This is a genomic window from Mycoplasma sp. Z386 (genome assembly GCF_054343375.1).
On sequence record NZ_JBTGVC010000005.1, the window covers coordinates 20,645 to 41,939 of the forward strand.

At 24.3% G+C, this 21,295-nt stretch carries 13 protein-coding genes; all 13 read right to left on the minus strand.

The features are described 5' to 3' along the window. Positions 1–37 precede the first annotated feature (37 nt). Positions 38–1,027 carry a glycosyltransferase family 2 protein gene (locus ACXX85_RS01220; protein WP_436358794.1) on the minus strand — a complete coding sequence of 330 codons (990 nt, stop codon included), beginning with the start codon at positions 1,025–1,027 and terminating at the stop codon, positions 38–40. Further along, the gene (locus ACXX85_RS01225) at positions 1,011–2,027 is read right to left on the minus strand and encodes a glycosyltransferase family 2 protein (RefSeq protein WP_458559285.1); all 1,017 of its coding nucleotides are present in this window, start codon (positions 2,025–2,027) and stop codon (positions 1,011–1,013) included. Before ACXX85_RS01225 ends, ACXX85_RS01220 begins: the two co-directional genes overlap by 17 nt. Positions 2,028–2,136: 109 nt before the next feature. Then, positions 2,137–3,123 carry a UDP-glucose 4-epimerase GalE gene (gene galE, locus ACXX85_RS01230; RefSeq protein ID WP_458560409.1) on the minus strand — a complete coding sequence of 329 codons (987 nt, stop codon included), beginning with the start codon at positions 3,121–3,123 and terminating at the stop codon, positions 2,137–2,139. A gap of 1 nt (position 3,124) precedes the next feature. Next, complete coding sequence (locus ACXX85_RS01235; RefSeq protein WP_458557507.1) at positions 3,125–4,018, minus strand: UTP--glucose-1-phosphate uridylyltransferase; 894 nt, start codon at positions 4,016–4,018, stop codon at positions 3,125–3,127. Positions 4,019–4,086: 68 nt separating this feature from the next. Further along, complete coding sequence (locus tag ACXX85_RS01240; protein WP_458560410.1) at positions 4,087–11,724, minus strand: hypothetical protein; 7,638 nt, start codon at positions 11,722–11,724, stop codon at positions 4,087–4,089. Positions 11,725–11,819: 95 nt separating this feature from the next. Beyond that, positions 11,820–12,506: a winged helix-turn-helix domain-containing protein gene (locus tag ACXX85_RS01245; RefSeq protein ID WP_436358789.1), complete on the minus strand. Its 687-nt coding sequence runs from the start codon at positions 12,504–12,506 to the stop codon at positions 11,820–11,822. A gap of 86 nt (positions 12,507–12,592) precedes the next feature. After that, positions 12,593–12,754, minus strand: coding sequence for a hypothetical protein (locus ACXX85_RS01250; protein ID WP_436358788.1), 162 nt, complete (start codon positions 12,752–12,754; stop codon positions 12,593–12,595). A 6-nt stretch (positions 12,755–12,760) separates the two neighbouring features. Beyond that, the gene (locus tag ACXX85_RS01255) at positions 12,761–13,714 is read right to left on the minus strand and encodes a carbohydrate ABC transporter permease (RefSeq protein ID WP_458559289.1); all 954 of its coding nucleotides are present in this window, start codon (positions 13,712–13,714) and stop codon (positions 12,761–12,763) included. Beyond that, positions 13,680–14,693, minus strand: a complete 1,014-nt coding sequence (locus tag ACXX85_RS01260) for a carbohydrate ABC transporter permease (protein WP_436358786.1) — start codon at positions 14,691–14,693, stop codon at positions 13,680–13,682. The genes ACXX85_RS01255 and ACXX85_RS01260 overlap by 35 nt, the downstream gene beginning before the upstream one ends. Then, positions 14,693–16,426, minus strand: a complete 1,734-nt coding sequence (locus tag ACXX85_RS01265) for an ATP-binding cassette domain-containing protein (protein ID WP_458560411.1) — start codon at positions 16,424–16,426, stop codon at positions 14,693–14,695. Before ACXX85_RS01265 ends, ACXX85_RS01260 begins: the two co-directional genes overlap by 1 nt. Beyond that, positions 16,407–17,165 carry a thermonuclease family protein gene (locus ACXX85_RS01270; protein ID WP_458560412.1) on the minus strand — a complete coding sequence of 253 codons (759 nt, stop codon included), beginning with the start codon at positions 17,163–17,165 and terminating at the stop codon, positions 16,407–16,409. The genes ACXX85_RS01265 and ACXX85_RS01270 overlap by 20 nt, the downstream gene beginning before the upstream one ends. Next, positions 17,165–19,375, minus strand: a complete 2,211-nt coding sequence (locus tag ACXX85_RS01275; RefSeq protein WP_458560413.1) for a P68 family surface lipoprotein — start codon at positions 19,373–19,375, stop codon at positions 17,165–17,167. Before ACXX85_RS01275 ends, ACXX85_RS01270 begins: the two co-directional genes overlap by 1 nt. 120 nt (positions 19,376–19,495) lie before the next feature. Beyond that, positions 19,496–21,295: alpha-amylase family glycosyl hydrolase (locus tag ACXX85_RS01280; RefSeq protein WP_458560414.1), on the minus strand; the 1,800-nt coding region annotated here is incomplete at its 5' end.

Below are 21,295 nucleotides of genomic sequence, written 5' to 3' on the forward strand. Positions count from 1 at the left end.
AAACAATCCAGTGCATCAAAGCATTGGATTTTAATTATTAAAAATCTCTTTTAATATGTCTAAATTTATCATAACTTCTTAATGAATTATTAAATTTAAATGTAAAATCTTTTCTATATTTAGAAAGTTTTATTTCTAAATCATACTTATCAATAAACTTATAAAACTCTTTTAAAGCATCTTGAAATTTTTTGTCTATATTTTGCTTATTTTTATTATAAAAAATATGTATAAAAATTGAACATAAAACTGTTTCTTCAAATGTTTTTTCAAATAACTCATATTTGTTTCTTATTTTTAATTGTAAATATAAGTAATCTAAATTTTTTGCTATTCCTATTATTTTATCAGTAGTATGACTTTTAAAATCTGAATTTGAATTTCAATCATATTTATATAATTTTTTATGAATATAATAAATATTATCAGTTAATAAAAATAAAACCAAAGCAAGAGAAAATTCTTCATAAGTATAACCTAAATAAAAAGGTAAATATAAACTTTTATATCATTCTTTATTAATTAATTTGTTTCAAATAAAAGTAAATTTCTCTATTTCAAAATTTATTTTTTTTCTGTATTTTTCCTTTATAAAAATTCTTTTTTTAAATATATTCATAAGTAAATTATTTTTATTACTAAATGAAAAATCAGAAAGGATTATATTGTATTTTTTCTCTGCTGAATACAATACTTTATTAAATTCTAAAATAGCATTAGGTTCAAGTTCATCTGTAAAATTTAAAAAAATAAAAAATTCAGTTTCACAATTATCAATTAAGTAATTTTTTATGTGAGAACTTTCTGAGTGTTGAACAAAATCAATAATTTTTATATCAATATTATTTTTATTTTCATCTTTAAATTTATGTAGAACTGTTTTAGTATTATCTGTAGAACCATTATTTAAAAACAATACATTAAATCTTGCATCTGTTTGCTTAGTTATTGATAACAACAAATTTTTACAAGTTTTCTCTCCATTAAAAATCGGTATCAAAATAGTTATTTTATTCTTTGTTTCCATTAAAATCTTTCTGTAAATTTTCTAAATTGTATTTTTTATATCTTAATTTTTCATAATTAGAAAAAGCAATATTAAAAAGAGAAAAAAATTTAGTTTTATATTTAATTATTCGTTCATCAATTTGATATTTTTCTAAAATATTATAAAAATCAATTAAAACTATCTGAAACTCGTTTTCTTTATTTAAATTATGGTGAGCTCAAAAAATATGAGTGAATACTTTTCTTATAAAATATTTTTCAATATTTTCTTTATATACATTAAAAATGTTTCTTTTTTTAAGTTCGCTATATAAAAAATCTAAATTTTTAGTTATACTAACTATTTTTTTAATATTATGTTTTTTAGATAAACCTTGTAAATTTAAATCATATTTATATGTTTTTTTATTAATGTGATAACTATTTATTGTCGATAATAACGAAATGAAAGAAATAGGAAAATCTTCATAATTATAACCAACTAAAAAGGAAATGTCTAAATTTAAAAATCAATCTCTATTTATAGCTTTGTTTCAAATAAAAGCAAGTTGATCTTGTGTATATTCAATGTTATTTTTGTATTTAGGTTTTGTTAAAATTTTTGTTTTTGCTAAATTTAAAATGGGAATATTTTTAAAAATTAATGAAAAATGAGCAGTAATAATATCATATTTATGACTTGAATAGATGGGTTTATTAAATTCAAAAATGGCATTTTTTGTAATAAGATCATCTGGATCTAAAAATAAAAAATATTCTGTATCACAATTGTTTATTAAAATGTTTCTAGCATTTGCTAATCCGCCATTTTTTTCTAAATTTATTATTTTAATATTAAATAAATCATCATGTTTATTTTTAAATTCATTTAAAACTTCTAAAGTGTTGTCTGTTGATGAATCGTTTAAAAAAACTAAATCAAATCTCTTATCTGTTTGTTTAATCAAGCATTTAAAAACTCTTTTATAATACTTATTCTTATTAAAACAAGGAATCAAAATAGATAATTTATTTTTCATTTGTTCTCCATTTATTTTTAATTAATTTTTATTAAATAATAGTATTACAATTTTAACACATACAAATGAAATAAAAATTAACTTTGTAAAAAGTTAATTTTTTATACTTTTATTTGAGATTTTTTAATTTTTTTCTTCATTGAATTTCGTGGTTAATCATATCTTCTAAACTATATTTTAATTTAAATCTTAATTTTTGCTGAATTTTATTTGAATCTGAAACTAGAAAATCAGGATCTCCTTCTCTTCTTGCTCCAAATTTAAAATTAATTTTTCTATTTAAAATCTTAGAAAACATATCTACTACTTCTTTATTAGAATAACCTTTATTACTTCCTACATTAAAAATTTCACTTTTATGTTTATCTAAATATTTATCTAATAATAAGTGTGCTTCTGCTAAATCTTTTACATGGATGTAATCTCTTATACATGTACCATCAGGTGTATTATAATCATTACCAAAAATTTCAAATTCTTCTTCTTTTAAAACTTTATTTGCAATAACAGGTATTAATAAAGAATAGTTATTGGTTTTAGAAAAAAGACCTGCTCTTATTTGAGAATCTGATCCAGCAACATTAAAATATCTTAAAATTCCATATTTAAATTTTTCATTGGTTTTAGCGTAGTCTTTAATAATTTGTTCACAAAAAACTTTAGAGTTACCATAGGGATTTATAGGTTTCTTTGCATTATTTTCTTTGAAAGGTAATCCTTTGCCCTTTCCATAAACAGCAGCAGTAGATGAAAATAACAATTTATTTATAGAAAATTTATCCATTAAAGTTAAAACATTAATAATACCATTTATATTATTTCTATAATAATCAAGTGGTTTAGTAACTGATTCTCCAACTTTTATAAAAGCAGAAAACATAACTACTGTATCAATTTGATGATTGACAAAAACTTTTTCCATTTCATCAATATTGTTATGATCAATATTATAAAAAATCATATTTTGATCTAAAAATTCTTTATTTCCAGAACTTAAATTATCAATAATTATAACTTTATAGTTGTTATCTAAAAGGTAATAAGCAAACACTGACCCAATGTAACCCGCACCACCAATTAATAAAAAAGTTTTCATATTATTTTATCTCTTCTTTTTCTTTTATAAAGGATTTTATGCTATTTTTTAAACTATTTTCTCTTAATGCATAATCAATATTAGCTTTAACAAAACCTTCTACTGAACCTAAATCATATCTAATTCCATCAAGCTCACAAGCATAAATTTTTTGAGTTTCCATTAATTTTGGAAAAGCATCTACTAGCTGAATTTCACCACCAAAACCAGGTTCTAAGTTTTTTAATATTGGCATAATTTCTGGTGTAAAAACATATCTTCCAATGATTGCCTTGTTGCTTGGTGCTTCTGAACGCTTAGGTTTTTCTATCGCATCCATTATTTCAAAAACTTTTCCGTGTCCTTGATTAATATGTTTAGGAACTACAATACCATATTTATGTACTTCATTTCATTCTACAGCAGATACTCCTAAAATAGAACATTTATATTTTTCATATTGTTCCATAAGTTGCTTAATTGCTGGTTTTTTACTGCTATAAATTAAATCATCACCTAAAATAACAGCAAATGGTTCATTCTTAATTTTTTTAGCAGCAACTCAAATAGCATGACCTAATCCTAGTTGTTCATCTTGGTGTATTTGTTTAATTTTAATATTAGGCTTTTTAATAAAATTAGTTCTTTGCAAATCATTTAATAAATCAGTTTTATTTTTTTCCACTAATTCTTCTTCTAAATCATAATTAACTCTAAAATAATCCATCATCCATTCTTTTCTAGGTGAAATAATAATTCAAATTTCTTCTATTCCGGATTCAATAGCTTCTTCTACTAAATAATCAATAGTTGGTCTATTTAAAACCGGTAATAACTCTTTATGAACCGTTTTAGTAAAAGGTAAAAATCTAGTTCCTCACCCAGCAGCTGGTATAATTAATTTTTTTATTTTCATATAAAAATTATATATATAATTTCTGTTTTTTGATTAAAATTAAAAAAAATAACCGACATAGTTGTCAGTTACTTAACTCTATTCATTTTAATAACTTGTTGCACAAGTGCATCTCCTGGGAAATCCATAATTGTGATTCCAGAGATAAATCTATGATCTTTTTCATAGGTTTTTAGAAGATTTAAAACTTTTGGATTAGCCTGTTCAGCTAATCTAAAAATTGTGGTAGGTAAATTAGTGTGTGATGTGAAGTTTAAAAATAATACTCCTTTACCTTTATACTTGGTACTAATGTCATATTGTCCTTTGATAGCGTCATATTTGTCATTTGGCGTAGCTTCAAAGTTATCTTGTGTATAAAAAATATAAGGTTTTGCTGCTTGCCCACCTGAGTTGTATTTTGGACCTCAAGAAGTATCTGTTGTAATTTCAGGATCTAGATCATTGAATATCATCATTTTTCCTCTTAAATCAGCAACTGTTGGTCATAAAGTTCCTTTATATGATTCTCTTTGATATAAATAATCATAATGTTTTAAAAGAGCATTTTCAAATTTTTGTCTATATTGTTGTCTAAATTGTGGACTTTGACCTGGTTTATAATCTTCACTTTTTATTCTTAATAATAAGAATTCACTTGGATGTCTTTGTAAGAAATAAGCAAAATCTCTTAGAGCATTACTTAAGTTGGTTGTAGCATAAGTTACACCATGTCTTAAATTCATATTCTCATCTATTCTTAAGTCAAAAAATCTAATTCCTTGTTTTAGTTGTGTATCATAGTCATTAGCTTGTGTTTTTGCATAATCCTTACCAAAAAAGTAATAGAAACCTGTTCCTGAAAACATCGCACTATCATGAGTTCCTGGAATACTTAAATCTGAAATTCTCGCAGAATCATCTAAGGATTTCATTCAATCTAAATTGTTTAAACTTGTTCCACTATAGTATCTAGTGTGCTCACTTTGATTATGTGGTTGATCATAGTTATAGTTTGGTTTTGGTTTTGGAGCAGGAGTTGGTTCAGGATTTGGTGTTGATGGTTGATTGTTTGAAGGTTCTTCAGTTGTTGGTTCTGGATCATCTGGTTCAGGCGGTGTACCATCTGAAATTAAAGGTTTTGCCCGTTTAAATGGTTTAAAATCATCTACATTTGGAAACTTAATTGATACATTATCAAATAAAACATCGGTTATTCTAAAAATTCTATTATTATATAAAGAATTAGTTGAAAGAATTATTTTATTATCATAATCAAGAGCTATATCTTTAGATTTAGCATAAACCGTTCTTCTAGCCTCATTAACATCTTGAATTTTGATTTTGAGTTCTTTTTTTCCTGTAAATAAATCTTGATTTTTAAATCTTAAAACAAAATCTGCACTAACTCCATAATCAGATTCAAGATTTTTAACTTGAATTGATGCAATTTCTAATTTTCTAGCTTCTGTTCTAAAGTTTTTAACTACTTCTGGTTTGATTTCCAAACTTCTGCCATCATAAACAATGTTTTGTAAGACATATTCTGTATTATCGTGTAAGTTGTCAAGACTTAAACTTATATTATTGTTAAGTAAAACGATATTTGTAAATCTTTTGGAATAGTTGTTATTAAAATTTAAAACCAATTCTTTTGTTTTGTCAAATTGAGAAGCATTTTCAAAAGAAATTATCATATTAGTGCTTGAAGTTGTAATATGTTCTGTAGAAATATTTGAAACTTTAATTCTTTGTGGATTGTCTTTAGTTGTGAAAGAAATAAAACTAAAAGATGAATCTTTTTCCATTGACTGATTGTTATATTTAATATTATTTACTGTATAGTGTGTATTAAAATCTAAATTATTTAGCATTAAATCAATTGTTGTACTATCAACTATTGTAAAGTTATCGATATTTTTCTCGCGATTATTTAATACAACAGTTAATCTATCGCTAGTTGAAATATCTTTTGTAGATCTTAATTTTAAAGTTAATTTAGCAGAAGTAATTTGAACATCACTGTTTTGCATTGTTTTTAATAAAATATCCTTTTTAGTGCTAAATTCCCGTGTATTAGTGTTTATTTGAAGATCAATATTCTTGTGATTAATTCTGCTTATTCTATAAGTAGAATTGCTATCTAAATTATTTAAATTTAGTGTTATATTACTATTATTAGAACTTAAAGATACTTCTTTACGAATTTCTGTATTAGTATTATTTTTAATTAAATAAATAACTAAATTTTGATTCGGTTCTAGTCAATCAGTATTAGATAAATTTATGTTTAAGTTTGCTGAATTATGAGTTATATTACTAAAGTTTAATCCGCTAACTACTGTAACGCTTTTTGTTGTAGTAAAACTTGTATAAACTCCAGAATGATTTAAAATTCTATTACCTAATTTTATATTTTTAAGTGTGTAAGTTGTATTTTGATTTAATCCTGAAATGATTTGTGATAAAGAGTTGTTAGATATTAAATTGTGTGCAAAAGTTTTCACTAATCCGTTAGAAAACTCTAAAGTTATATTTTCGTTTGAATTTAAATATTTAGGATTATTAAATACAACATTTATACTTGCTGAATGTTCATTAACATTAGCCACTGAATAATTATTAATTGATACAAAATCATCTGTTCTAAAATTAATTGAGTTTTCAATTAAATTTTTATTTTCATGTTTAATTTGAGTTATAGAATAATTTTGTGATTCAACTAAATTACTTAAATTTATTGTTACTATATTGTTGTTTATAGAATAATTAGAAATTGTTTTAGTTTCCCCGCCTTGAAATTCGATTATAAAGGAATTATGCGTATTAATGTCTTTAATAGTTCTAAAATTTAAATGTAAATTTGCTGAATTTAAAGTAATGTTATCTATTGAAGTGCTTATTATTTTAACATCTTTATTAGTTGTAAAATAATAAGAAGAGTTTTCTGGTAAAAGATTAATTTCTTGGTGTTTTACATTTTTAACTTTATATGTTGTATTGCTAATTAAATTGTCAAAAACAAAGGGAATTTGGTTATTTTCAACACTAAATGCATTAAAAGTTTTACTTATGATTTGATTGTTTGAAGTATTTTGTAACTCTATTACAAAAGGTTGGTGAACATCTATTCATTCTTTATTTGAAAAAGTAAAGTTTAATTTTAAACTATTATAACTAGTTAATAAATTATTGATACCTAATAAAGAAGAAATTCTTTGTTTTGTTTTAAAATTGATTGTTTCATAATTATTTAATAAACGAATATTTCCATAATTAATAGATGTTATTTGATAATCTGTAAATGCAAATAAATTATCTAATTGAAAAGAAACTTCATTATTATTTAAAACATAATGAGTAAAATTTTTGCTTGTGCCATTAGATAATACTACAGTTATAGGTTCCAAATTATTTAAATCTTTATTATTCTCAAATGTTAAATTTAAAGTTGCAGCATCTGTTGTAACATTATCAACTGACTTAGTTAGTAAATGAATGTGTTTTGTAGTTGCAAAAACATAGTGTGAATTACTATTTAAAATATTTTGTTGCTTATGTTCAACTTTTGTTATTTGATAATTTGAATTGCTTTCTAAATTTTGAAAACTAAATTTAGCTAAATTATTTTCAATATTAAAATGGGCAAATTCTTGTCTTACCACTTTATTATTAGATAAATTTTTTAATTCAAATCTTATTGGAGAACTTAAATTCATTCATTCTTTGTTTGAAAACTCAAATGCTAAGTTTAAAGAGTTATAACTTTTGTTTTCTTCTGTAACATTAACTACAGAAGAAGCGGTTTGTTCTGTTCTAAAAGAATTTACACTTAAGTTATTTAAAATGTTTTTTCTATTGTATTTTATGGCAAAAACAGAATAATTTGTATAAGGAACTAAATTATTTAAATGAAGCGAAATAAGATTTCCTTGTTTTTCATAGTTTGTGAATTCCAAAGTTGTACCATTTGAAAATTCAACAGCAATAGGAACTTTATTATCTATGTCTTTTAATGAGTTAAAAGTTAAATTTAAAACTGCAGAATTTGTTGTTACAGAGTGAATAATTACATTTTCTAAATTAATATTTTTGATTGTTTGAAGCATAAAAGAATTTGTTGTAGTTAAAAGTTCTGTATTTTTATGCATTATGCTTTTTATTTTATAAATTGTATTACTTTCTAAATTATTAAATGTAAATTTAGAGGCTTTGTTTGCTAAATTAAAAGGATTAAAAGTTTTAGAAATTTCTTCTTTTGTGTCATTTCTCTCTAAAACTATGGTTATTGGTTTATTTGTTTCTATTCACTCTGGATTTCTAAAATTTAAAGTAAAGTCTATGGAATTATAAGTACTTGAATTTTGGGTTACATAAGAAAGAGAACTCGGAATTAATAATGTTCTAAAATCAATTTGCTCATTAGTAATTAAATTTTGGTTATTATGTCTTATTGATAATATTTTATAAGCAGTGTTTGCTGATAAACTCTCTAAACTTAATGAAATACTATCATTTTCCTTTTGATAATCATTAAAAGTGTATGAATCGCCATTATTTAATTCTACAATTATAGGTTGTCTAGAATCTACATCATTTATATTTTCAAAAGTTAATACTAAAAGAGCAGAATTATGAGTAATGTTAGTTATTGTCTTATTACTTAAATTTAAATTAGCAAGAGTTTTGAATGAAAAATCTCTTTCTTTTTCTACATTATTATTATCTAGTGTTATTTGTTCTAAAGTATATAAAGAGTTTGAATGTAAATTATTTAAGTGTAAATTTAAACTATTATTTAAAATTTTAGAAGATAAAATTGAAATTGATTCTAAGTTTGAGAATTTTATATTGAATATAGAATTGGAATTGTAAATTAAATTTTCGAAATTTAAAGTTAAATCCACTGAATCAGAAGTTATAGAATTTACAGTAAAATCCCGTATTTTTGGATTTTTTAGAGTTTTAAATTGAGTATTTAAATTACTAATATTAATCTCTTCATTATCAATCATTATTGAATTAATAGAATAATTTCTATTAGGTTGTAAATTATCAAAACTAATTTCTAATTGATTAGAATCATTCAATATAAAAGAAGTTTGAAAATATCTCTCATTATTATCAAGTGTTATATTTAAATGTTTATTAACGTTTTTATCTATTACATTTGTAAAAGTTAAAATTACAGTTGCAGATTTTTGACTTATGTCTTTATATGAAATATTTTCAATTTGCAAACTGTTTTTTGTTTGAATTGTTGGAAAACTATGATCTAAAACCACCGTTTCTTCATCATATTTAAAATTAACAACGTTATAAGTTGTATTTTTGTTTAAATTATCAATTGTGAAATAAATATCATTTCCATTTACTTCATAGTTTTTTGCTTCTTTTTCTTCTTGCTGTCCTGAGTTGGATAAAATTAATTTTATTCTATTTCCTTTATCAAAAAGACTAATGTTATTTAAAGAAACTTTTATTTTAGCACTATTTTCTGTTGTATTAATAACTTCAAAATTCTCCATTCTTAAAGCTGAAGTATGAAAATTTCTATTTGTACTTTCGATAAATATCTCTTTGTTATTTTTGTAAATTTTATTTATGTAATAGCTAGTGTTGCTTTTTAAGTTGTTTAATATAATAGAACTATTTGAAGCTCTTCATTCTTGTGAAAATTGTTGAAATTGTCCTTGTTCATCTCTTGTTTCTATTACTAATAAATCTCCGTCTATAAAGGCATTTCCTTTGTTAAATGATAATTGAAGTTGTGCAAAGTGTGTATTTAAAGATAAAATTTGTATGTTAGTATTTTTTACTTCTTCCTCTTTTGTTTTAAAAGAAAAAACGTTAGTTGGATTATAAACTACATCATTTATTTTTAAATTTTCTATTTGATAAGTCGAATTTTCATTTAAATTACTTAAATGAATTTGTATTACATTATCTTCTTTTGTAAATTCAACATTTTTATAATCTTCTTCATTAACTAATTTAATTTTTATATTTTCAATATCATTATTATCTAAATTATCTGATAAGTTACTTAATTGAATAACGGCTGAATTTGTTGTTGAACTAATTTCAGACAAAGTAATATTTTTTTCATGTTCAATAACGATATCAGATGTTCTAAAAGAAAAATTAGAAACTTTACTTTTTAAAACATTCCCTTCAACTTCAACTTTTTTAACTTTATAAATAGTAGAAGGTAATAAATTATAAAAATTAAAATGTTCTGATAAAGAATTTTCATTATTATTGATGGTAAAATTAAATTCTTTTTCTTTTATTTCTTCCCCTTCTTTAAATTCTAAAGTTATTGTGATAATTTTTGAAGTAGAAAAATATTCTTTATTACTGAAAATAAAATCTAAGGTTGCTGTATTTGTATCCTTTTCAACTAAAGAAATATTATTTATAATAGGTGCTGAAAGTTGTGTTTTAAAATTAAAAATAGGAAATTGAATATTTTTATCATTGATTTTTATATATTCTATGAAATAGTTTTGATTATCCATTAAATCATTTAAAAGTAACTCTATATTTTTGTTTGTGTTGGAAAAAGTAAAAACAAAAGGTTCTATTTTTTTATCTAATTTTATTTCAACTTTTTGTAGCTCTATGTTTTCATTTAAATCTAAAACTAATCTTGCACTATTGGTTTCAATATCTTTAACTTTTATATTGGAAACAAAATAATTTTTTTCTAAAGTTTTAAAATTAAAATCACTATTATTTAGATTTCAAAAATCTTGATTATTTTTTATAGTATCTATTGTATAACTTGTGTCGCTTTGTAAATCATCTATAACAAAAGTGATTTTATTTTCAAACACGGAAAAATTATTGATTCTTTTTTCTTCGTTTCCATTTTTACTTCTTAAATTAATAAATATCTCTTGATCATTGGAAATTAAATTTGAATTATCAATAGATATTTCTAATTTGACTGAATTTTCTTTATTTTCTAGAACTTTAAAGTCTCTTAAAATTACTTTTTGTTTTTCTAAAGTTGTGAATTTAATATTTTTTTTCAATATGTTATGTTGATTATACATTATTTTAGTTATTGTATAATCAGTAGAAGCAATTAAACTTTCAAGTTTCAAATCAACTTTATGGTTATTTATATGAACATTAGAAAAATTTTGAGCTTTTCCATTTAAAAATTCAATGGATAAAGAATTAAAATGATTTATGTTTTCTTCAAAATCAAAATTTAAAGTTGCTTCTGTTTCTTTAATATTTATAATCTCTGTATTTTGGGCAAAAAATTGTTTATTTGTTTTAAAAGTTTTTTTAGCTAAACTATTTATTTGTAAAGGTTTGTTGTCTACTTCTATTCCATAAATAGTATAATTAGTATTTTCTTTTAGTTTATTTATTTCTAAAACAATGTTTTTATCATTAAATTTTCACTTTTCAGCAACTGCTTTTGTACCATTACTTAATTCTAAAGTAATTTTGGAACTTGGTGAAATTTCAAATTTATTTTCAGGTTGTAAAGAAACACTTACTGAATTTTCAGTAATGTTTGCAAATTCTATTTTATTTACCTTGTTAATTGATGCTTTTTGATCTCCAATAATAGGGTTTTTTTCTATTTGTTCCTTTTGTTTTTTAAAAAAAGCAAAAGGAAGAGTTGCAGCTGTAGCAATAAAACCAGGCACTAAAATTAATAATAATATTAATAATGATTTTTTCTTTTTATTTTTTATTTTCATCTCCGCCTCTTCTTACACTCATTTCTTTATTAAATGATACTACAAAAATCGTTTTAAAACAAAAGAAAAAAACATATTTTTTATATGTTTTTCCTTTATTTAAGATTTTTTTCAGTATGGAAGAATGTGAAGTATTCTGGATGAACTACATAACGCGATGCTACTGAAATACCGGCTTCATCATATCCCCATGCATAGATAACAACAAGATATTCAAAACCTCATTTATCAACTTTTTCATATTTTAATTTATAAGCCATTTTAGTAATTGCTAAAGGTGTTTTTACTAAGTGTTCTAGTATTGAAAATTGTTGATCCATTTTTTCTGGAAGTTCATATCTTCTTGATACATAATGTTCTGCAACCATTATTTCTTCTTTGTTTTTGTTAAAATATTGTTTTCTAAAAGCATTGAATCCAAGTAAGAAAATTATATTTTGACGATAGAATCATTGTGGTTCATCGCCTTCAATTCTTTCTATTTTTTGTGTTGTGGAATATTCGTATTTAATTAAAGATGAATAAGCTTTAGCAAGACCACTAAAATTTTCAGCTACATATCTTCCTAATTTGCTTCTTGTATAAATAGCACCTATTCCTTCTAGTTGTTGATAAGCATTAATTGCTGTTATTCTAGATACACCAAATTTTTCCATTAAAAAGTGCTCTGAAGGCATCAATTCATTTGGTTCTAAAACTCTATTTTTAATTAAATATAATAAATATTCTATTAATTCGCTTTTTTTAGTTTTAGATTTTTCTTTTTCAAATTTTTCTTTCATATTAATTTAATTATAATACAAATTATGTTATATGTAAATAAATTACTTATATATATGTTGAATATATCTAATGTTAGTTTATATATTTATATAAAATTACCACTTAGCAATTCTATAAAAACTTTAAAAAATCCTCAAGCAGAGAAAACTGTAAAAACTATTCCTAATGCAACGGTTAAAGAGATTAAAACTCATTTTGTAGAAACTGATACTCTTTTTTTAACTTTTTTTACTTTTTCTTTTGTCATAATTAATTATCCTTTAATTGTTGAACCTTGTCTAGATATTGCGTTAAGAATTTTTCTTCTAAATAAGAAGTAAGTTATGAACATTGGAAGAATAGCCAAAATTGCACCTGCAAGTTTTACATTTTTAAATAATTTTATTGGATCATCTGGATCTGGATTCACCCCAACATCTAATAGATAAATATTAATTAATTGTACTGGTGAATCTTTTCCTAAAATTAATAAAGGTCATAATAGTGAATTTCAAGCAGCAAATGCAGTTAAAATACCAACTGTTCATATGGTTGGTGTCACCATTGGAATTGCAACTTTGAAAAAGAAATTAATTCCTGTACATCCATCTACCATTGCAGCTTCTTTTATTCTATCAGGAATATCTTCAAAAGCATTTCTGAACATAAAACCAGAAAATACAGAAGCAGCATATGGCATAATTAAAGATATAGATAATCAAAAAGCATTTGTTTCTCATTTTAGTGTTATTATCGTTTTATATTGTCCAATAAAAAGGGCAACTTCTGGCAAAATTAGTATTGAGAGAAAAAACAATCAAGATAGTTTTTTAAATTTTCATTTTTTTAATGAAAAAGCATATCCAAATGTAGCAGAAAAGAAGAGTTTTACAATAACTGATACAAAAGTTACTAAAAGACTTCAACCCAAAGCTTCTCAATAACCATCATTTAAAGCTCTTGAAAAATTATCTCATTGAAATTTTTCTGGAAATAAAACAATTTCATTAACTCTTTCGTTTGCTTGATCATCTGGTGCCAGAGCAAAAACAAGCATAAAATAAAAAGGAAAAATAATTATTACACCAAAAACCAGTAAGATTAATAATTTAACTGACAAGGATAAAATGGATTTTCATAAAGAAACATTTCTAACTTCAGAAGAAATTTTTTCTATTTTTCTTTGTGAAATCTTATTTGAGATTCAGTTTTGTAACTTTAACAGCATTCAGAACATGTCTTTCTCCTAACTTATTTATTGTTAATAAAATTATTTTTATCCCTTGTTTTAAGAAAGTTGATAAAGCTAAACCAAGAAGAAAGAGAATAATTGTAGCTGCTCCAGCTAAATCATAATGTCCTTGTTTTACCATATCATAGATAAAGAGAATTATGGTGGAACCACCATTAGTTTTTGCTGCATTTAAATCATTATTAAATATAGCAATAGGGAACACTTTTATTCCACCTATAATTCCTATTGTAATTAAGAAATTTAAAGTTTTTGTTATTGATGGTAAGGTAATTTTGAAAAATTGTTTAGTTTTGGAAGCACCATCAATAGCTGCTGCTTTGTAAAGAGTTCTATCTACTCCGAGCATTGCAGTTGTAATAATTAAAATTTGAAAAGCTAAATTTTTTCATATTCCATATACTAAAATCACAAAAATAGCATTATATGACTGATAATGTCCGGAATTTAGTCATCTAGTTTCGATTCCAAAAATTTTGTTAACTATACCTATTTGTGTATCAAATATATAGGCAAAAGTTATGGAAATGGCAATTGCACTTGTTATATAAGGTAAAAAGAAAATTGTTTGTCAAAATCCTCTAGCTCATTTTTGAACAAGTGAAGAAATTACACTAGAAATTAGTATCGAAATAACTAAAGTTATTGGTAAAGATAAAATGGAATAAATTAAGGAATTTCTTACACCAATTTTAAAGTTATTATCATTTAGTACATCTACAAAGGCATTAAATCCATATTCAATTTGTTGAGCATCGTTTGGATCTGATTGATAACTAATTGATGAACCAATTGAAAAAATAAAAGGGAAAATTGTGAATAAAACTATGATGAATAGAGAAGGTAATAAAAGTAAAAAAGGTTTTCAATAAGCAACTTTTTTATCTAAAATCCCTAAATCTTTTTTAGTTTGTTTTTGTTTTCTTTGCAAAAGAAATGAATAAATTTTTCTCATTAGATATCAATTCTTTCTTTAGTTATTGAATCGAATAAATGAATTTTATTTGCAGGAATGTTGAATTTAACTTCTTCATTGATCTCATACATTTTTTTCAATTTTAAGAAAATGTTAAATGTAGCAACATTATCAACTTCTATTTTAGCGAAAATCTCTTTTCCTAAATATTCAATGGAAACTATTTTTCCTGTAAGTTTCCCGTTTAAGGATTCTTGAATATCTTCTGCTCTAATTCCTACTCTTACATTTTCTAAATTAGTTTCAAAGTGTTTTAATACTACATCATTTAAAAATACGTGATTTTCCTTTATATTTGCATCAAATATAGTCATTTCAGGTATTCCTAAAAACTTAGCAACAAACTCATTTTTTGGTTTATTATAAAGTTCCATAGGAGTTCCTATTTGCTGAATTTTTCCAAAAGACATACATACTATTTTATCTGAAATTGACATCGCTTCTTCTTGATCGTGAGTAACAAAAACAGTTGTTAATCCTAATTCAGACTGTATTTTTCTAATTCATTGTCTTGTTTGAACTCTTAATTTAGCATCTAAGTTAGATAAAGGTTCATCCATTAAAATAATTTTTGGTTCTCTTACTATACCCCTAGCAATGGCAACTCTTTGTTGTTGTCCTCCAGATAATTTAGTTGGTTTTTTATGTAAATTTTTTGTAATTTCTACTTTTTCAGCAACATTTAAAACAGCATTTTCTATTGCTTTTTTAATAGAAATATTTTTAGTTTGTAATTCTTTAAATCTATTAGTTTCATCTACATTTAATTTAGAAATATCGAGAGTATATTTTTTAATTAATTCTTTTTGATAGGAATAATAGTCATTTTTGGTTATTTGAACTACTGATTTATATATGCTTTTAAGTTGTTTTAACTCCAAATATTCACTATTTTGTTTTAATAATTGTTTTTCTTTTTCAATTTCATTTTTCAATGATTTTCTTAAATCTGAATATTTAGTTTTTATTTCTTTAATTTTAAGAGAATGTTCATATCTTGTTAATTTTGCATCTAAGCTTTTGTCTTTTAATTTTTCAATAGTATCTAAATTTGCTTTTTTCTGTTCATTTTGTTTTTTGATTAAAGCTAATTCATAATTACTATTAAGTTCATTTAATTTTTTATAAACACTAGAATTTAAATTATTAATTTCTAAATTTAATTCTTTATAAACATCAAAGAAGTTAAAAAGCAATTTATTAAAATTATCAATTTCTTGTTTAGTTGCACCATTTTTTTCTAAAATAATTAAATTTGCTTCATGCTGTGCTTTGGTAGATTTTTCAATCATTCTAACTTTTCAAGTTTTATCATTGGTTAAAGGGAAAGAAATATTATCATAAACATTTAAATGTGGATATAAAGCATAATTTTGAAATACTAAACCAATTTTTCTGTCTTGAGGAGTAGTTTTAGTTATATCTACACCTTCAAATAAAATTTGTCCGCTTGTAGGTGTTAATAATCCAGCAATAGCATTTAAAGTAGTAGTTTTACCACAACCAGAAGGACCGAGTAAAGTTACCAATTCTCCCTTTTTTATCTGTATATTTGCATTATCAACTGCTACAGTTTCTCCATAGTCAATTACTAAATTTTTTATTTCAATAGCGTTTAACTCATCTTTATTTTTATATCTTTCATCAGCTGTTTTTTTGATTTTCCTTATAAATTCATATATCTCAGCTTTATTAATTTTTTTGATTTGCATTTTTCTCACTTTCTTCATTATCAACATTTGTTTTATGTCTTGATAAAACGTTATCTTCTGTAGATTTTAAAAATACTTGATATTGTGGAACACCTCTAGATTTATAAACTTTTTGTGCAAATTCATAAAGTTCACTTTCTGAATTAATATTTTGATAAAAATTTCTATGATTTTTCATAGCATCATAAAAAGCGTTTCACATTTTTATACCTTCATAATATTCTACATTTGTCTTAAAACTAACATCTCAAGCTTTTTTTAAATTTGGTAAGGTTAACCCTTCTCTGATTATTTCTACAGAATAATCTTTTCAAATATTGTTTTGTTTATAAAAAATTCAACCCACTACTCTTTCGTAAGATCTAGTAACTTTACTTCCATAAATAAAAGTTACTTCTGTTCCAGGAGGTAAAGTATTTTCTCCAAATTTGGATGCTTTTTCAGCTCAACTTTTTTCAAAATCATCTATTTTATGATCTTTACCTAAATTTTTTTCAGGTGTATCAATTCCAGCAACTCTAATAGATTGTTGTCCTTCTATTGTTTGGTTATCTCCAAAATCTAAAACAGGTGTATCTCCATCTTTTCATTTAACTATTTTTGCATTTAATTTTTCAAATGGAGGTAAATCAGTTGATTCTTTGAAATATTTAGCTTCGTTATTATTACAAGAAACAACAAAAGGTATCGCTATATATGGAAAAACAACCAATGAGGTTGCTTTTATAATTTTTTTCATTATTTAGTAAATGATGCTCCTAATAGGTTTTTAAGAGCTGCTAAGTATTCTTCAAATGTTTCAGCTTTACCTTTATTATTTGCTGCTCTATCTGCGTAATTAGTGAATGAAGTATCTATTCCATCTCTAAAAGTTGAAGATCTTGAATCTGTTGGGTCTTCATAAATAGCATATTGATCTTTGTCTGCACCTTCTGTTGCTTTTTTAAATAATCCAAATGCTTCTTTATTGAATTTATCATAACCTGCTGGTGCTTCTTTACTTAAAACTCCTTCAGAAGCCACAATGTATCCACTGTGTTGTCCAAAGAATTCAAGTGGAGTTAAGTTTGTGTAGTTTTTAGCTTTATCATCTTTACCAACTGTTCAATCTTGTTTTTCTGTTATATATCATTTTAAGAAATTTAAAGTTGCTAAATCTTCAACTTTATTTGAGTGAATACCAATTAAAGAAGGTCCTTGAGCAATAATTGTTTTTTTAGCATTATCAGTTTTAGTTGTATAGAAAGGATTAGAAACATATCCTAACTCATTTTCTTGAAGAGTTTCTGTGGAATCATGAGAAACTTTACGGAATCCGTCTGATTGATCTGTTTTTTCTCATTTAATATCAATTAAATAAGCATCGTAACCACCTGATTTTCCGGCTGGAATAATATATTTTTGTTCTATTTCTTCTTTTAAATCTTTAAAACTAGAATTTGTAGAAGAAATTCCTAATTTTTCTCCGGCAGCTGCATTTGAAAACTTAGATAATTTTTGCAATGCATCTTTTCATTCTTGTGTTGCTTCAATGTTTTTGTTTCCTTCTTTATTAAATTCTGAAGCCCCTGTTCCATTTTTATCATAAATATAAACATATTTGGTATTAGCATCTACAGTTTTACTTGCACTATATAATTTAGCAATTACACCTTTAGCAATTTCTTCTGCTGTTGGTTTATAAATGTAATTTGCATAGTCCGCTGTTACTTTATCTTCAATTTTCTTAGAACCAGAATTGATTGTTAAAATGTATTCTGAATATCCATTTTTTGAAAAATTATGTCTATATCCAGCTGTTGAAGCAATTGCAAAAGCAAGTTGATGTCCTTTTAGACGATTTGACGAATAATCGGAATTTTCCTTTATAAATAGAGATTTTTCATTAATTAATTTTGCTATTTTTTCAAAACTTTTCTTGAAAAGTTCGTTTCTTTCTGTTCCTTTTTTCAATGCATTTACATAATCAACGGAAGTCTGTTTATCATTTAATCCAAATAAGAATTTAGAGTAATCTCCATCAACATCTGAAAATGCCATTAAGTATAATAAACTTGAAATTGAGTCAACTCCAAAAACATTTTCTGCTCTTTTGTTAATATCTCCTTCTGGTGCTTTTGGGAAGGATTTTTTGATTCTTGAAACTAAGTCAAATAGTGAATCATAACTTTCAAATACATCTTTTCTAAACTCATATCCACCTAAACCACCTTCAGCTTTAGTTGATGCTACATAGTCTTTTCAAACAGTTTTAACAAATGTTTCATCATGGTTGGATTTTGTGATTTCATCGAAAAACGCTTTATCTTCTGCTTTAATTGTAGCTTTTTTATTCCCTAAAGTTTCTGCTGTTGCTTGTCTAATGATGTAACCAAAAACTTCTTTGTTAATAGTTATAACTTGAGATGATCTACTACTTGGAATTAATCATAATGAATCTTTATCCCCTTTTTTACTAATTCCTGCTATTTGAGTATTGCTTTGTAAAAATTTGTCTGAGAAAGTAGATCTAACAGCTTCAGCTAATTTAACTGCTTTTTCTTCTGGTGTAGAACCATTTAAATCTAGTTGCATATTGTATTTAGCTAAAGTACCTACTATTGCTGGATAGTTGAATGCAACATTATATAAACTATTTGCTGCTTTTGCTGTTAATTTTTGTTCTAAGTCTGATGTTAATCCGTTATATCCACCATTGATAGCAAATAATTCTAATTTTAAATAATTTTTGTTGTTTGTATCTTTAACTTCTGCTTTGTTGTTTCATTTTTCTACAATTGCTTGTAATGCTTCAGTTTGTGCACCTGTAGAACCAAATGTGTTAGCTATTTTAATTGTTTCATCGTTAGTTTGATCAAATCTTGTTTCTCTGGAACAAGATACTAAACCAGTTAATGATGCCCCTGCTAAGGTTAAACTTGATAATGTTAATAATGTTTTCTTTTTCATATTCCCCTCTTTTTTTGTTTAAAAAAATTAGAACAAATGAATTTTGTAAAATTTGTTTAATTTTGTTCTAATGTTTTTTCATAATTAAAAATATTATAATCTAATTTTTTGAAATTTCAATTATTTTATTTTTAAAATTATTAATCCCATATTTCCAATTGAAATTTGCTTATTATTTACCTTGGAATTATAAGAATAAATGGTTTCTACTTCTACACCATCTTTAAGTTTATAATTAATATTATCATTAATTCCAACAGTGTTTATAAATAGATATTTTTCTTGTTTATCTTTACTTTGTCTAATAATAGTTTGGTCTGAAGTGTTTTCAAGATAATTTGAAGCATCTCCGATTGTCTCTAAATCTTGAGAGTACATAAAAGGGTGCTTGCTTCTAAAGTCTAATAAAAATTTAATTATTGAATAAATAGAATTTTTATCTTTAACTTGATCTTCAACATATGGGGTATCTTTTGAAAAATTTAAATGAATATAGTCATTTAGACTTTTCTTTTCTTTGAATTCTACTCTTTTAGATGTATCTTTTCATTTAAAAGGTTCTCTTATACCAGGATCACCAAAAGTTTTATTTGCATGCATCATTAACTCATCACCATGGTAAATAATAGGGGTTGATGGTAATATTAAAAGGTAAAAGTAAGCATTTCTTATTGCGTCTTTTTCTCTTTGTGATAGTGGCGTATTTAATTCACTTGCCTTTAAAGGACTATCAAAGGTTTCTGGATCTTTGGTAGGTCTTGGCATATTTACTCTAAATGAATTAATTCATCTATCAGTATCATGATTAGTTAAAAAAGGTACTCAAGGATGTTCTTGGTGCGATCCTATTTTAGTTAATTGATTATTTAAATCATCTTTATTAATTGAAACGAATCAATTTTCTTTTCAATGTTTTCCATCATAAATGGTTCCAAGTGCTTTTTCATTATTATAATTAAAGTATACAGTAGCTTTTAAAGCATCATCTAGTCACTCACCCATCATAAAAATATCTTTATGAAGATTTTGGGATTGAAGAGCTTCTTGAGAACTTTTTCTAAGTTCACTAAAGATTTTTTGTTCATTATAGTTATTTTTTGTTTCTCCCATTGAAGAGAAAAACTCAGCAAAAGCATCATATCTAAATCCATCTACTCCTATTTTGGTTCAATAAGATTGAATGTGTTTTAATTCTTCAATAACTTCTGGATTATCTAAATTGAGATCAGGCATTCCTGCTCAAAATTTAGAAGTATAAAATTTATTAGTTGCGTGTTTATCTTTTAAATTAGGAAATAAAGAGCGTAACTCTGAACTATCTTGATTAGTATCTTGTATTTTTGTACTATAAAAGCGATAAAAATTCTTGTATTTTGAATCACCTTCCAGTGCCTTTTGAAATCAAGGGTGTTCAAAAGATGTGTGGTTAAACACTAAATCTAAATAAACTTTTATTCCTTTTTTATGTGCTTCTTTTAGAAAATCTAAAAATGCTTCTTTTCCACCTAATTCTGCTGCTACATCTGTATAATCGATCACATCATAACCGTGATATGAACTAGCTGGATGAATTGGGGAAAGATATAATTGATCAATACCTAAATTAGTAAAATAATCTAAATTGTTTTTTAAACCTATAAAATCTCCAATACCATCGTTGTTTCCATCAGCAAAGGAATAAACCAGTACTTGATAAATAACTGAAGAGTTTTTTTCATTTTTGACTAAAGGTGCTACTAACTTTGCATTTTCATCATCTTCTTTATATGATAGTTTATTAGTTTTATCTTTATAAAATTGTTTGTCTCCTCAAAAAGAAAAGTCTTTGTGAAAATTATCTGTGTTGGTGCATGATGTTAATAAATTATATGATAAAAGCGGAAATGCTCCGCTTTTTATCATAAACTTAACTAGCGATTT